Raw genomic sequence first — 14,746 nt, forward strand, 5'->3', positions numbered from 1 at the left:
ACTCCTTGACCCGTCGAGGGTCAGCAGGTTTTCAGGGATTCGGATCGGGGGTTCTATTCGTTCTCGGGAGCCGTGATCTGCAGGACACCGTCACCGGACGTGACGATGAGGTCGCCGAAGGTGGTGATCCCGAGACCCTTGGGGAAGTAGACGCCGGCGGTTCCGGTGGTATCGAGGGTGCCCCGCGTGGTGTTGAGGCGCCCGGACACGATGCTGGTGCCGCCATTCCAGTTGGTCAGCGTTTCGGGAACGCCCACCACCGTGCTCACGAGGCCCGTTGCGACCTCGATCCTGCGGATGGCGTGGTTGGACTGGTCCGCGACGTAGATGAACTTGGCGTTGCCGGTGGCGTCCTTCTTGATGGCCAGGTTGACGGGGTTGTAGAAGCGGGCGGCGCTGCCCGCGGCATCCACGAAGCCGCTCGTGGACGAGGTGTTCCCGCCGGCCACCACGGTCACGGTCGGAGCGGCGCTGAAGTCCTGGCTCGCCTTGCGCACGGTGTGCTGGGAGAAGTCCACCCAGTAGAGGGAGGTCCCGTCCAGGGCGAGGCCGTTGACGCCCCCCTGACCCGCCACTGCGCCTGCGGCCTGAACGCCCGTGGCGACGTCGAACTTGCGGATGTTGGCGCCGTGGGCGATGAAGAGGCTGGCGCCGTCGTTGGTGACCACGATGCCGCGGGGGGTGTTGGCGGTGAACGAGTAGTTCAGGGGCAGGACACTGGCCACGCCCGTGCTGTCGATCTTGACGACCTTGATGGAGGCCGCGAGGCGGTCGATGACATAGACGTTCTGGTTCGCGTCCACGGTCAGGCAGTAGGGATCCGTGAAGGTGTAGCCGGTGCCGATGGTGGTGACGGTGCCGTCCGCGCCGATCCTGCGCACGACCTTGTTGAGCTCGTCGGCCACGAACGTGGTGTTCTTGCTGTCCACGGCTACGCCGTTGGGGCCGTAGAACCGGGCGGTGGCGATGGTCTCGTCGGTGGTGCCCGCATTCCGGGCCCCGGCGAAGGGGGCGGAGGTGTAGACGGGGGTCGCTTCGGCGGAGGGCGTGAGCTTGCGGATCACGGCGTTGACGGCGTCGGCCACGTAGAGGGTGCCCGCGGAATCCATCGTGATGCCTTCAGGCCCGTTGAAGACGGCCTCGGCGCCGGCGCCCTCCTTGTAGCCCGGCGCGCCGGTGCCGGCGATGGTGGTGACGTCCCAGGCGGAGGTGCCCGCGTTGTACACCAGCTTGCGGACCGTGTGGTTGTTGTTGTCGGTGACGAAGAGGGTGCCATCGGCGGCCCGGACGATGCCGGTGGGCCGGGCGAACCGGGCCGTGAGGCCGCTGCCGTCCACATTGCCGGAGGCGGCGACGGGATAGGCCCCGGCGATGGTGGTCACCACGCCGGCCTGGGTCACCTGGCGGATGGCGTGGTTCTCGCGGTCGGCCACATAGATGGTGCCGTCGGCGGGGTTGATGGCCATGGACGAGAGGGTGCGGAACAGGGCCAGGCTGCCGGTATCATCCTTCAGGCCGTACTGCTGCCCGCCATTGGCGCCGGCCAGGACGGTGATCCTGGATCCGGCCGCGGCCGCGGGATCGTAGATGCGGATCGAGGAGTCATAGGCCGAGGCGATGTACAGCTTTCCGTTGTACTGGAGGCTGCAGATGGGGTTGTCCAGGTTCTGGGTGGCCGCATTGCCGTAGGTGCCGGGAACGCCCACCAGGACGGACGTCGTCCAGCTTCCATCCTGCTGCTTGGCGAGCTGCCTCATGGAATGGGAGTAGAAATCGGACACGTAAAGGGTGTTGGGGTCCACGTACAGGACGTGGGTGGGGTTCCGGAAGCGGGCGGCAGTCCCGTTTCCGCTGCCGTCGCCGCTCACGGCGGCGCTGATCCAGGAAACGCCCGCCCTGCCGGCGAGGGTGGTGACCTCCCCGGTGCGGCTGATCATGCGGATATTGGCCAGGAGCGAATCCGCGACATAGATGTTGTCGTTGGGATCGATGGAAAGGTTCATGGAGGCAGCGGTGCTGCCGCTGATGGGAGCGGAGTTCAGGCCGAACTTGGCCACGGTGCCGGTGCCGTCCACGTAGCCGGGGCCGGCGGTGCTGCCGGCCAGCAGGTCGAAGCCCTTGGCGCCCACCGCGGTGGTGATGGAGATGGCGGCCGGATTGAGAAGGTTGCTGCCGGTCAGGGTGTAGACCTGGCGCCGGATGGGGCTGACGGTCTTGGACACCAGGCCCATCACGTCCACGCCGTCCAGGGTCAGGGTGTCGGGCGTGTTCAGGTAGTCCCAGGAGAGGACGCTGGTGCCGTCCAGGGACGTGACCGAGGGCGTGCCCTTGAAGTCCACGAAGGCCAGGGGGCCGGAGCCGACGGTGAGGCCGAGGGTCCGAACCACGGCAGGGCCGCCGGCCGCGGGCTGGAGGGAGAGGGTGTACGTGGTGGTGACGGCGGGGGTGACGGTGGCCGTTCCGGACAGGCCGATGGAGGCGGGCAGGGTCGCATCCGGGGGATTCGCGGTGATGGTGGCGCTGGTGAACAGGCCCGGAACCTGGGTGGCGTCCCAGGCGAGGGTCGCGGAATCGCCCGCCACGACGGCGCGCACGCTTTCCGTATAGGTGACGGGCGTGGCCAGGACCCGGACGGTCACGGTGCCCGAGGTGGCCTGGCCCACGGAATCCACCGCGGTGACGGTGTAGACGGTGGCCGGGCTGGTGGCCTGGGGCGTTCCGGAGATGGTGCCGGTGATGGCGTCGAGGGTCATGCCCGCGGGCAGACCGGGGTTGACGGTGTAGGTGTAGGTTCCGCCCCCGGCCACGGTGACCGCGTTGGTGCCGACGAAGACGTCCTGGTAGCAGGTCGCGTCCGGCGTGGCGTAGGTGAGGTTGGAGGGCGCGGGCAGGACCACGGCGGTCACGGTCTGGGTGCTGACCTCGCCCTTGGCGCTGGTCACCGTGAGGGTGAAGGTCGTCGTGGAGGTGATGCCGTTGATCGTGATGACCCCGTTGGTGGTGGGGGTCAGGTTGCCGGGGGTGATGAGGGCCGTGCCTCCCGTGGTGGCGAAGTTGGCGCGGATCAGGACGGTGCCGCCCTTGGCGATGTTGACGGTCCGGGTGGCGTCGGAGTCCCAGCCGCCCTGCTTGGGCCGGCAGATCAGGAAGGCCGAGATGTTGGGGGAGGGCGTCTCGAAGGCCTTGTTGGAATTGGTGCAGCCCAGCTGCATGGAGACGAGGCCCAGGCAGATGCCGGTGCCCACATAGGCCAGGGCCTTGCCGGTTCCTCGGGGGGTCAAGCGGGTAAACATAGGTACTCCTGAAGAGGCTGAATCGGAAAAGGATTTCGTCATGTTCGCCGGGCCTAGAAGCGGGCCTTGAGGGTGAACTGCACCTCACGCGTCTTGCTGTCCGGCATGTTCAGCTTCCCGAAGGTGTCGGCGTAGCTGCCCCGGTCCGTGGGCGAAGCGGCGTAGGTATTCTGGTTGGTCCACATCTTGGACCAGTTGAAGACGTTGTAGATGTCCACGATGGCTTCCAGGGCCAGGCCCTTGGTGACCTTGAAGGCCCGGTCGAGGCGCAGGTCGAAGGTCTTGGTGGAGGGCTGGCGGAACGCGTTGCGTCCTCCGGCCGTGTCGATGAACTTGCCGTCGCCGTTCACATCGTTGTAGTAGACGCCCGAGTAGGGACGCCCGGTCGTGAAGGTGGTGACGCCGGAAATGCGGACGCCGTAGACCTTGGGGGCCCACCAGGCCAGCACGGCCCGGAACTTGTGGTCGTTGTCGCTGAGGGCGTACGACTGGAGCGGGTCGGCGGGATTCTCCGTGAGGGCGTTGTTGGACGTCAGGGTGGCGCGCTCGTTGGAATTGTTGTCCTCGGCCTTGGCGAAGGTCAGGCTGCCCTTGAAGCCCCACTGCCCGGGCACGTTGCGGCCGAACTCCAGCACCAGGTTCCGGTAGCGCCCTTCCCCGTCGTACTTGGAGAGGATGACGTCACCGAAGCCGCTGAGGTCCAGCTGGCGGCCCCGGACGATGGCGGTGTAGGGGCGGTTCGTGGCGGTGTTGGAGAAGTGGTTCCACTTGGTCGGGTAGCCGTCGTTGTAGATGCGGCCGTCGAGGGCCGTGATGCTTCCGTCGGCGTTCTGGGCGAGGTTGATGTTCACGCCGTACTGGAGGTTCAGGTACTTCTTGTAGGTGGCCTTGAGGCCCAGGGTGTAGCCGTTGCCCAGGTCCTGCTCGACGCCCAGGGACATGGACCGGGCCTGGGTCATCTTGGCTTCGGGGTCGATGATGGTGACGTTCACGGCGTCCTTGGGCAGGAGCGCCAGGTCCGCGTCGCTGAGGGGCTTCAGGGAACTGGTCCCGGTGAGAGGACCGCCCCACCGGCTGGACGCCGACAGCAGGCCGCCGGGATTGAACATGCTGGCGTTGGAGGAGGAACTGACGGAGTAGGAGACCAGGTTCAGCCCGTTGTTCATGATGGCGGCGGACGCGGTCTGGCCGGGGTTGCTGATGCTGAACCAGCCGTAGCCGCCCCGGATGACGGTCTTCGCGTTGCCGAAGACGTCGAAGCTGAAGCCGAAGCGCGGATCGACGGCCTTGTCGTCCGGCTGACGGTCCAGGCCCTGGAGCTTGCCGTTGGGATTGGGGTTGCCGCTCCAGCGCTCGCTGCTGGCCCGCACGCCCAGGCTTAGCATCAGGCGCTTGTCCAGAAGGCCCGTGTACTGTCCCTGGAGGAACCCGGCGAAGTACTTCTCGCTGAAGTCGCTCACCCCGTCCAGGGGCGAGTAGCCCTGGCTGTAGGTCAGTCCGGATCCCGCGACCGTCCCCTCGAACCAGTTGTTGGCCATCAGGTAGGTCCCGAACGACCAGTTGCCGTTCTGGCTGGGAAGATACCGGTTCTTCATGTGGATGTACTGCAGGTCCACGCCGGCCTTGAAGTTCCAATCCCCGGACAGGTAGGTGATGGTGTCCTGGAACTGGGTGGTCCGCTCGGTGGTGACCCGGGGGTCGATGTAGTACTGGCCGGCGTTGATGGAATTGGAGGCGATGCGCACGGGGGCGCTGGTGGTGGAATTGGGGGTGGTGGGCCGGTCCTCGGTGGCGATCTGGAGGCGGCCCTCGTTCAGGAGGCTCGGCCCGAGGATCGACTTGAGCTCCAGGACCCCGGACAGGCTCTTGAAGGTCATGGTGGAGTTGCCCGAAACGGCCACGTCGTAGCGCCGGGTCCCGGGGTAGATGTCATTGAGTCCCTTGTAGTTCTGAGAGTTGATTCGCAGGGTGGCGGTGTGGTTCTCGTTCACCGTCCAGTCCAGGCGGCCCATGACGACCAGGTTCGTCTGTTTGTCCGTCCAGGGCGTGTTCGCTTCCTGGGCGAGGGTGGTGCCGGGGCTGGTCATGAGCAGCGACCCCATTCCCGAAGGGGCCCAGAACTTGGCGTGATCCGCCGCGGTGTTTCCGGGAACATCGGTGTATCCGAAGGCCGGAACGCTCTGCTCCTCCAGGCGCGAGGCTTCCACGTTGAGGAAATAGTGGAGCTTGTCCTTGATGATGGGGCCACCGAAGTTGAAGCCGCCCTGGGCCGTCTTGTAGTCGCGGGTGCGGGCCGCGAGGTTGTTCTTGCTGTTCCCCGGGTCGTAGTCCACGGGCCGCACCCGGGCCACCAGGGAATTGGGCTTGAACATCATGAAGGCCATGCCCGAGGGCTCGTTGGTGCCGGTCTTGGTCACGGCGTTGACCACCGCGCCCACCGCGTCGCCGTACTGGGCGTCGAAGGAATTGGTGATGACCTGGAGCTCCTTGATGGAGTCCGCACCGAAGGAGAAGGGCACCCGGGTGCCGCCGCGCTGCTCGCTGTTGAACTTGGAGTTGAAGCTGGCGCCGTCGATCTGGAGGTTGTTCTGGACGCCGCGGGCACCTTCCACGGAGGTCCGGTAGCCCTCGGCGTTGTCGGCGGCGCCGGGGGTGAGCTGGACCAGGTCCGTGAAGTTGCGGGTGGCCAGGGGGACGGCCGAGATGAGGTCCTGGTTGAGGGAGGTCTGGGTGTTGATCTGGGCCACGTCCAGGCTGGCGGTGACGTCCACCACCTCCACCACCGCCGAGGCTTCGGCGATGTCCAGGGAGAAGTTCTGGGTGCTGGTCTGGCCCAGGCTCACCCGCACCAGGGGGTCCTTGGCGGTCTTCATGCCCTTGGCCGTGACCACGAGCTCGTAGTTGCCCACGGGCAGGAAGGGGAACTGGAACTCGCCCCGGGCGTCCGTGACGAGTGAACGAGCGAAGCCGGTCTCCAGGTTGCGGATGGCGACGAGGGCCCCCGCGACCGCGGAGCCCTTCTTGGATTTGACCGCGCCCCTCATGGCGCCGGACGTGGTGCCGGTCTGGGCCGTCGCCACCATGGCGCAGGTCAAGGCCGAAAGGGCGATCAAGCAGGACTTCCTGTTAAACATCTGTTCTCCTTGGCGAACTCGTTCGACACCCGGGGGGGGCTGTGGGAGCCCCTGGCGGTACACCCTTTTATGAAGGATTAGAAGACACTAGCACAGACGCGAAAACAGGGAGGTTAATTACTGTTAAAATTTTTCATTGCAGCGGAAGAAAAACGCCAATTGTGACCAGTGGACTCATCAATCCATATCCCCCGGGAATGGTTTTCGCCCCATTTCGCGCCCCTGCCCCGCTGGAGACACGCGAGAAGATCCCTTGACGGCCCTTCCCCCGACCACCGGTCAGTAATAGGAGACCTGGGTCTTCTTCAGGTGCCGGGTCTCCAGCAGGGCCGCGATGCGCTTGATGACGTTGCGGCGGATGTCCAGTTCCACGGGCAGGGCCGGGTCCTGGTGGGCCTCGTTCACGGCGGTGCCCACCTGGAAGTGGATGATGTCGGATTCCAGGAGCAGCTCCACCAGGCGCGAGGCGGCGTTGCGCCGGGGACAGGCGCCGGCCTCCAGGTATTCCCCCACCTTGGCCAGCGTCAGACACCCCTCGGTGACCAGCTCCACACCGGCCATGGCGGAGGGGGCGGGCACCTCCCGGTCGGGAAAGGCCAGGTCCATCTCCACCTCCCGGTTCAGCTCCCGGGCCAGGATGTTGGAGGTGGTGCCGCCGCACACCACCTTGCGGGAACCGGGCCGGTCCACCAGGGCCGCGAAGTCCCGGTCCCGGGCGCGGTCGAAGGGGGGGCCGGTGAGCACCTGCAGCACCCGGGGGTGGCGAAGGTGGATGATGCCGCAGGTGATGTCGTCCCCGGCGGCGCCGCCGTCGTTCCACAGGGCCCGGTCCACCATGAGTTCCGCCAGGCGGCGGCTGGACAGCTCCGGGGAGCGGGCCAGCCTGGACAGGGCGTAGGCGGCGGCCTCGGGTTCCCCCCAGCCCAGGGGGAGGGCCGGGGTGCCCATGCCAGACTGGGTCACGCCGTCCGAGCACAGGACGATGCGGTCGCCCACGCAGCTCTGGAACTCGCTCACCCGCAGGCGGCGGTTGCCCCACCGGGGCTGGGCCAGGACGGTGCGCTCCAGGGGGACCAGGGTGCCTTCGCGGATGAGCATGGCGGGCGGATTGCCGTGCTCGAAGACCCGGGTGCGGCCGTCGCGGCGCGCGTCCACGATGGTGAAGGTGGAGTAGCTGATGCGGCGCACGGGGTCCACCGGCAGGGAATCCATGAGGATGGCGGCGGCCTTGGCGGTGTCGATGTTCCACTCCACGTACTCCAGGGCCATGGACGCCGTCACCGAGGCCAGCACCGCGGCTTCCACGCCGCTGCTGAGGCCGTCGGCCAGCACCGACACCACCCGGTGCCCCTCCTCCAGGCTGCGGGAGTGGAACAGGTCGCCCGAAAGGTGCTCGCCGCCGCAGGGCAACCCGAAGTAATCCACCTCGATGAAGACTGGCGTGGCGGCCGGGCTCTGCCCGGCGGCCACGTGGGGGAGCACGAGGGGGGACGGAGAGGGAGCGAAGCGACCGCGCGGTCCCCCTTCGTTCATATCATCCTCCATGGGGCCCCCGGAACTCCGCGATGATCGAGTTGAGGATCCCCTCGCTGCGGGCGGCGTTGCGCCCCAGGCTGAAGGCGATCTCCTGGGCGTTGGCCAGCATGCTCTGGATCACCTCCTCGGCCTTGCCCACCATCTCCTTCTGCCGGGCTTCGGTCTCGGTGACGTCCAGGAGCAGCGCCCCCAGCACGTGCCCGGGCTCCACCGTGAAGATGGTGGCGCTCAGGGTCCGCCCGGCGCTGGCGAGGTTCTGGCGGATCAGCTCGTCCCCGCCCTCCAGCACCTCCCGGAACCGGCCGCCGAAGTCCACGAGCTTGTCGATGCGGGCGCCGGCGAGGCCCGGCTGGGCCTCGGCCACCAGCGCGGCCTCCTCGCCCAGGAGCCGCACGAACTCGTCGTTGCTCTCGATGATGCGGAGCTCCTCGTCCACGATCACCACGCCGAAGGGCAGTGTGCGCAGCAGGGCGTTGGCCTTCTTCTCGGCGAGGCGGCGCAGGTTGGACACGCACATGCGCGTTTCCGCCCGGCCCGCCAGGATGGCCCCGGCCAGCTCCCGGCAGGTGTCGTAGCCGCAGGCCCCGCAGTTGAGCTCGTCCCCGGGGCCCGCCTTGCCCAGGCGGCGCAGGGCCGCCTCCAACTGGCCCGCGGGGACCTCGGGCTCCGTGGGCGTCCGCGGGTTGAATCCCCGGTGCAGGTCCACCCGGGTTGCCCGCGGGTAGGCGCCGTCAGCCTCGGCGGCGCCGTCCAGCACCGCCATGCGGGCCGGGACGGGGGGGCGCCGCGCGGCGGGACCGTTCACGCAACCGCCGGCGCAGGCCAGCAGTTCCAGGAAGACGTTGCCCCGGGGCCGGGGCAGGTCGGCCAGGGCCTCCTTGATGGGGCCCAGCCCGCTGAGGGTGACGAAACGGGTGCCGTCCGTGGCCATGTTGAGGGCCGTGGCCCGGGCCATGCCCCCTTCGATGGGGTAGAGGGCCCCTTCCGCCGCGGAGCCCAGGAGGAAGGCGCCCTCGGGCTCCAGGTCCAGGGGGTCGATGCCTTCCCGGTCCAGCCAGGCCCGGAGGTCGTCGAAGGTCAGGGCGGCGGCCAGGGTGGGCGCGTCGTCCACTTCCAGCTTCTTGGCGATGCAGGGTCCGATGAAGACCACCGGCAGGTCGCCCAGCTCCGCCCGCAGGAGCCGCACGTGGGCGAGCAGCGGCGAGTCCAGGGGCGTGAGGTCGGGAATGCGCTCGGGCAGGTAGGTGCGCACGTAGTCCACCGCCACGGGACACGCGGTGGAGATCCAGATGCGGCCGGTCTGGGCGTCCAGGTCCCGGGCCAGGCGCGCCGACACCTCCTGGGCGCCAAGGGCGGTCTCGCTCACCCCGGCGAAGCCCAGGCGCTTGAGGGCGGCGATCATCCGCCCGGGTCCCCCCGGGAATTCGCTGACATAGGAGGGGGCCAGGGACGCCACCACGGGCCGGTCCCCCCGCAGCAGCGCCTCCACCGCGGGCAGGTCGTCCCGCACCCGCTTGGCCCCGCTGGGGCAGGCCCGCACGCAGGCCCCGCAGGCCAGGCACCGCTCGGGCATCACGTAGGCGTGGGCCGAGCTGACCCGGATGGCCTTCACGGGACAGGCCCGCACGCACTTGTAGCAGTCCTGGCACTGGGCCTGCTCGGAGTAGACCGGCCCCGCCTTCACAGCGCCTTCCCCAGGTCCTCCAGGCAGGTGGCCGGGTCCAGGAACACGTCCCCCAGGCGCAGGTTGGGGCCGTGCTGGCAGCGGCCTTCGCACCGGGCGCCCTTGAGCGCCACGCGGTCTTCCAGGCCCCTGCGCTTCAGGAAGGCCTGGAGCCGCGGAAGGGTCTCGTCGTTGCCCCGGGTGAAGCAGGAGCTTCCAAGGCAGATGGTGAGGGTGGGCAGGCCTTCGGCATCACACATGAAATGCCCTTTCGTGAACCGGACCTAGGTCCGGGATGAGAGTTTGGCGGAGAGCACGGCGAGGCCGATGGCGATGTCCTGGTCCTGGACGATGACGCCCGGGGGCAGGTCCAGGGGACAGCCGGTGAAGTTCCAGATGCCCTCGATGCCTGCGCGGGCCAGGCGCAGGGCCACCTCCTGGGCGGCGTCGGGGGAGACGGTGAGGATGGCCATGCGCGCGCCCAGGCTGCGCAACTCGGGTTCCAGGCGGTCCATGTGCCACACGGGCGTGTCGTGGACCACCAGCCCCGTCAGGGAGGAATCGATGTCGAAGGCGGCGCAGATTTCCAGGCCGTGGGCCTTGAAGCCCTCGTAGCCCAGCAGGGCCATGCCCAGGTGCCCCACGCCCACCAGCACCGCGTCCCGCACCTGGTTCCAGTTCAGGCAGTGCTCGATGGCCAGCACGAGCTCCTCCACCTGGTAGCCCATCTTGGGCAGACCGGAGATGCCGATGAAGCCGAAGTCCTTGCGCACCTGCACGGCCTCCAGGCCGAGCAGCTCGCCCAGGCGTGCGCTGGAAACCACCTCCCGGCCCAGGCGGCGCATTTCTCGCACCACCCGCAGGTAGCTGGGGAGGCGCTGGACGGTGGTGAGGGGGAGGCTCCCGATCCGGTATCCGTACGCCATGCCCCCCTCCATTTCAATTGCTACCATGGTATCGATACCACGGTAGCAATTGTGGACCGGCCGGTCAGGATGTCAAGCCAGTGGTTCTATTTGCTGTATTACTTTAATTTAAAATTGACACCGAAGACGATCCGCACGGCTTTGTTCTCCTTCCCCACGCGGGGCGGGAAGAACACCCAGCGCCACGCGAAGGCTTCCGCGGCCGCCCGGAACGACGGGGTGCCGCCTGCGCTCTCCACGTGGAGGGGGAAGCCGTCCTTCCCCACCGCCACCCGCAGCGTCACGGCGCCTTCGGTCCCGGCGGCGAGGGCATCCGGGGGATACGTGGGCTTCGCAGGGCGGTAGGCCACCGGGAGATCGGCGATGGCCACCTCGGGGAGCGCATCCAGGCCGCCCTCCGGGAAGGGCGCGGCCCCGGTCCGGGGGTCCTGGGCGGCGGGATCCCAGGTGCGGGTCACCTGGATCGTGAAGCGGCCGGCCTCGATTTGATCCAGGGACAGACCGGGCCCGTCGTTGGCCTTCCGGCTGGCCACGACCTCCACCTCGACGATGACGGCTCGGTCGGAGGTGTTGTTGAAAGCGCGCTCGTTGAAGCCGCGCGGACCGTGCTGGCGAACCACCTCCAGGCGGTACGTGGAGCGGGGGATCTCCCCGGCGGCCTTCACGTCCAGCCCGATGCGGGAATGGGGCGGGATCTCGAAGGAGAAGGACCGGTTCTGGCTGGCGTTGCCCTGGATGACCGCCATTTCGGCGTGGGCCGGGATGAAGACGCCCTGGCCCCGGAAGGCGGCGCGCGGGACCGGCGGGGGCGCCTCCCCGCGGGGCGCCGCCACCTTCGGCGCGGGGGCGGGAACGGCGGGGGCCGCCGGGACCTCCAGGGCCGCCCGGGGTGAGGGCAGGTCCACGGAAGGAGCTGCGTGGACGGCCGCCAGGGCCATGACGGGAACCGCCGGGGCCGCGGCCGGGGCCGGCGCGGGAACGGCCTCCACGGGCGGTGCGGGGGGCGCCGGCGGGGCGGCCTCCAGGGGCGTCCAGTGGACGCCGCCCCCGAGGACGGCGACGGCGGCCAGGGCCAGGAGGCCGGGGCGGGTGAGGGTCTGGGAGGGGAGCACGGGCAGGAGCAGGCGTTTGATGCGGTGCATGAGGGAGCCTCCGTGGCCCGACGGGGCCAGCTGGGTGGGGGGTCGGTGGCGAAGGGTCTCCAGATCCGCCAGGGCCTGGGCGAAATGCAGGCCCCCGCCGCAGTGGGCCGCGGCGGCGTCGTCGCAGCAGTGCTCCCGCTCCGCGCGGATCTCGCGGGAGAGCCACCACACGGCGGGGTGGAAGAAGAAGACGACTTCGGCGAGGTTCTGGAGGAAGTTCACGAGGAAGTCCCGGCGCCGCACGTGGGCCAGTTCGTGGGCGAGGACGGCTTCCAGGGTGGCCTCCGGCAGGGAGAGAAAGGCCGCAGAAGGAACGAGGATGACGTCCCGCCAGAAGCCGAGCACCAGGGGGGAGTCCACCAGGTCCGACACCAGGAGCCGCACGGGGCGGTGGTGGGCGAAGGCCCGGCGGAGGCGGTCCAGGCTCGCCTCGAGGACTTCCGGGGCCGCCGTGGCCCTGCGCAGGCAGGGACCGTAGAGCCACAGGAGCCCGGCCCCCAGCCGCAGGGCCAGGGCCGCGCTGCCCGCGGACCACACCAGGAGGATGCTCGGTAGCTGCGCCTGCAGCCGTTCCCGGAGATCCGGAGGCAGGACGGTGACGGTTCCGGAGAAGGCCGCGGGCGCCTGGATCGCCGTGGCCTCCGGGGGCGTCAGGGCGAGGGTGGCGAGGAACGCCAGGACCATGGCCAGGAGGCCCATGCAGGCCACCAGGTACCGGGTCTCCGGACGCCGCGCGAAGCGCAGCGCCAGGAACGCGGCGCACCCGACGAGGGCGCCCTCCCAGAGGAAGTGCACCAGGGCCCAGGCGAAGGCCTGGAGCCAGGGGGAGAGGACGGCGGAGGTCATGGCGCCTCCGCCTTCCGGCGGGCCGCGTCGAGCAGCCGCTGGATCTCGTCGAGTTCACTCCCCGAGGCCGCGTGGGACTCCAGGGCCCGGACCATGAGGTCCTTGGCGCTGCCCGCGAAGGCGCGGCGGACCAGGTCCTGGACCAGGAACGCCTGGGTGGGCTCCTGCTCCCGGGCCGCGCGGTAAACGTGGGTCATGGCCGAGGCGTCCCTCGTGACCAGGCCCTTGTCCGCCATGATCTGCATGAGCTTCAGGACGGTGGTGTAGCCCAGGTCGCGTTCCCGGGCCAGTTCCGTGTGCACGTCCCGCACGGTGGAGGGGCCCCGGCGCCAGAGGACGCTGAGAATGGCGAGCTCGCCGTCCGAGGGACGGGTGGGATCGGGGCACATGGGAACTCCGCGGTGATGAATCAAAGATACGAACTTATTCGTAGGTGTCAATGGACTGGAATTTTTATTTCTCGGATGCCCAGGGACACGCCGTCGGTGCCGACAATCCCTCTGCCCGCCTTGCGGCCCTTGGGACGGGCGGTGGAGGGTATCCTGGAGTCTCGCCTTTCAGGGAAGCCCATGCACCGCTCCGCCATTCTTTGCCTTCTCCTTGCCCTTCCGTCGCCGGCGGCGCCGACCCTCGAGGGCACGGTGCAGCCCTACCGCAAGGTGGAGGTGAGCGCCCCCGTTTCCAGCCACATCGTGGAGCTGAAGGCCGCCGAAGGGGAAACGGTCAAGGCCGGCCAACCCCTGGCCCAGCTGTACGCGCGCCTGGAGGAGCTGGAGATGAAGCGCTCCAAGGCCCTGCTGGACCGCCGGGAGTACGAGGCCAAGGGGGCCCGGAGCCTCTTCGACAACCGGGTGATCCCCGAGGCCAGGGCGGTGGAGTCCCGCATCGAACTGGAACTGGCGCGGCTCCACTACGAGACCGCCGCCGAACAGTTCCGTCTGCGCACCATCCTCGCCCCCATCGACGGCCTGGTGGTGGAGCGCGCCCGGGAGCTGGGCGAATCCGTGAACGCCTCCCAGGTGGTGTTCCGCATCCTGGACCTGAGCAGGGCCACCATCCTCTGCAATGCCCGGCCCGAAAAGGTCAGCCGTCTGGTTTCCGGCCAGAAGCTCACCGTGCATGTGGCGACCCCCGAGGGCATGACCTCGCAGCAGGCGGAAGTGGTCCTGGTGACGCCGTGCCCGGATGCGCCGGGGCTCATGCGGCTCAAGCTCCTGGTGCGGAATCCGGCGCCGGGGTTGCGGGCTGGGGTGAAGGCCTTGGTGGATCTGCCGGACGCCTCCTGACGCTTGTGGAAGCGTGGGAATCGATTCGCCCTGAATGAGGTTGCGGTGACTTCGGCGAAAAAACGCGTACGCCGAGCACGCTGAGGCGCAGAGTTACGCAGAGGTGGCTTCGCGATCAGGCATGCCGACCCATGCCGCCCAGGCCCGTCCAAGGAAGGGGGCGCTGGCCCGCCACAGGCTCGCATGCGGAAGGGCCAGCGCCCGCTTCCGCGCGCCGCGGCAGCGGCGCGGACCGCGATAGCGGTCAGGGCCTGGGTGGAATGGGTCGGCGCATCGGGTTGCGAAGCCAACTCTGCGTACCTCAGCGCCTCTGCGCCCTCAGCGTAATTGTCTTTTACCCGACGCAACCAGGACCTTGGTTCCATCAGAGCAGGTTCCACCAACCCTAAACCTGAACCGTCAGCACTCCATCCCGTCCGCTCACCTCCCACCGCCCGTCCTCGTCGAACGTCACCCCCCGCCCCTCCAGGATCGCGTTCATGGACACCAGGACGGCCCGGGGTTCCGTGGGGTGGGCCTGGATGCCGGGGCGGGCGCAGAGGCGCTCGATGAGCTTGTCCAGGAAGGGCCCGACGATCTTCTCCACGGGCATGGCGGACCGGATCTCGGCCACCTTGACGCGCACCTTGCCGGGGCCCTCCCCGGCAACCTCCAGGCGCAGGGTAGGGCTCAGGCTCATGAAACCCTCCCCGGCCTTGAAGGTCAGTTCGGCGCCGTCGGGGAGGAAGCGGGAGGCCACGTAGGAGAGGCCCACGGGGGACTTGCCGGCCGCGGCGGCGAGGCCCAGGCGGCACATCGTCTCCAGCCAGGGGCCGCCCAGGGTCGCGGTGAGGCGCCGGACCTTGAGCGCCAGGGTACCGCCGGTGGGGACCGTGTCGAAGGCCAGTTCCTGGATGAGCACATCCGTGGTCAGGGGCATG

The 14,746-nt window shown here is 68.8% G+C and carries 10 protein-coding genes; 1 reads left to right on the forward strand and 9 read right to left on the reverse strand.

Annotated elements, in window-relative coordinates; translation table 11 throughout:
* Window positions 1-53: 53 nt before the first annotated feature.
* The 8 genes from ACZ5LB_RS12495 to ACZ5LB_RS12530 form a co-directional block, all read right to left on the reverse strand.
* Window positions 54-3,293 carry a putative Ig domain-containing protein gene (locus ACZ5LB_RS12495; protein WP_464602553.1) on the reverse strand — a complete coding sequence of 1,080 codons (3,240 nt, stop codon included), beginning with the start codon at window positions 3,291-3,293 and terminating at the stop codon, window positions 54-56.
* A gap of 53 nt (window positions 3,294-3,346) precedes the next feature.
* Entirely contained in the window at window positions 3,347-6,427 is a 3,081-nt protein-coding gene (locus ACZ5LB_RS12500) for a TonB-dependent receptor (RefSeq protein WP_464602554.1), read from the reverse strand.
* Window positions 6,428-6,706: 279 nt separating this feature from the next.
* Window positions 6,707-7,960, reverse strand: a complete 1,254-nt coding sequence (locus tag ACZ5LB_RS12505; protein ID WP_464602555.1) for a SpoIIE family protein phosphatase — start codon at window positions 7,958-7,960, stop codon at window positions 6,707-6,709.
* 1 nt (window position 7,961) lies between these two features.
* Window positions 7,962-9,647, reverse strand: coding sequence for a [Fe-Fe] hydrogenase large subunit C-terminal domain-containing protein (locus ACZ5LB_RS12510; RefSeq protein ID WP_464602556.1), 1,686 nt, complete (start codon window positions 9,645-9,647; stop codon window positions 7,962-7,964).
* A complete protein-coding gene (locus ACZ5LB_RS12515) occupies window positions 9,644-9,886 on the reverse strand; it encodes a (2Fe-2S) ferredoxin domain-containing protein (protein WP_464602557.1) in 243 nt (80 codons plus the stop codon). Before ACZ5LB_RS12515 ends, ACZ5LB_RS12510 begins: the two co-directional genes overlap by 4 nt.
* Window positions 9,887-9,910: 24 nt before the next feature.
* Complete coding sequence (locus tag ACZ5LB_RS12520; RefSeq protein WP_464602558.1) at window positions 9,911-10,552, reverse strand: redox-sensing transcriptional repressor Rex; 642 nt, start codon at window positions 10,550-10,552, stop codon at window positions 9,911-9,913.
* A gap of 98 nt (window positions 10,553-10,650) precedes the next feature.
* Window positions 10,651-12,540 carry a M56 family metallopeptidase gene (locus ACZ5LB_RS12525; protein WP_464602559.1) on the reverse strand — a complete coding sequence of 630 codons (1,890 nt, stop codon included), beginning with the start codon at window positions 12,538-12,540 and terminating at the stop codon, window positions 10,651-10,653.
* Entirely contained in the window at window positions 12,537-12,929 is a 393-nt protein-coding gene (locus tag ACZ5LB_RS12530) for a BlaI/MecI/CopY family transcriptional regulator (protein WP_464602560.1), read from the reverse strand. Before ACZ5LB_RS12530 ends, ACZ5LB_RS12525 begins: the two co-directional genes overlap by 4 nt.
* A gap of 180 nt (window positions 12,930-13,109) precedes the next feature.
* Between ACZ5LB_RS12530 and ACZ5LB_RS12535 the strand changes: the two genes are divergently transcribed.
* Entirely contained in the window at window positions 13,110-13,826 is a 717-nt protein-coding gene (locus tag ACZ5LB_RS12535) for an efflux RND transporter periplasmic adaptor subunit (protein ID WP_464602561.1), read from the forward strand.
* Window positions 13,827-14,211: 385 nt separating this feature from the next.
* Here ACZ5LB_RS12535 and ACZ5LB_RS12540 read toward each other — a convergent pair whose 3' ends face one another.
* Window positions 14,212-14,745: a hypothetical protein gene (locus ACZ5LB_RS12540; RefSeq protein WP_464602562.1), complete on the reverse strand. Its 534-nt coding sequence runs from the start codon at window positions 14,743-14,745 to the stop codon at window positions 14,212-14,214.
* Between the last annotated feature and the right edge of the window lies 1 nt (window position 14,746).

The organism is Mesoterricola sp. MK458 (assembly GCF_055384935.1).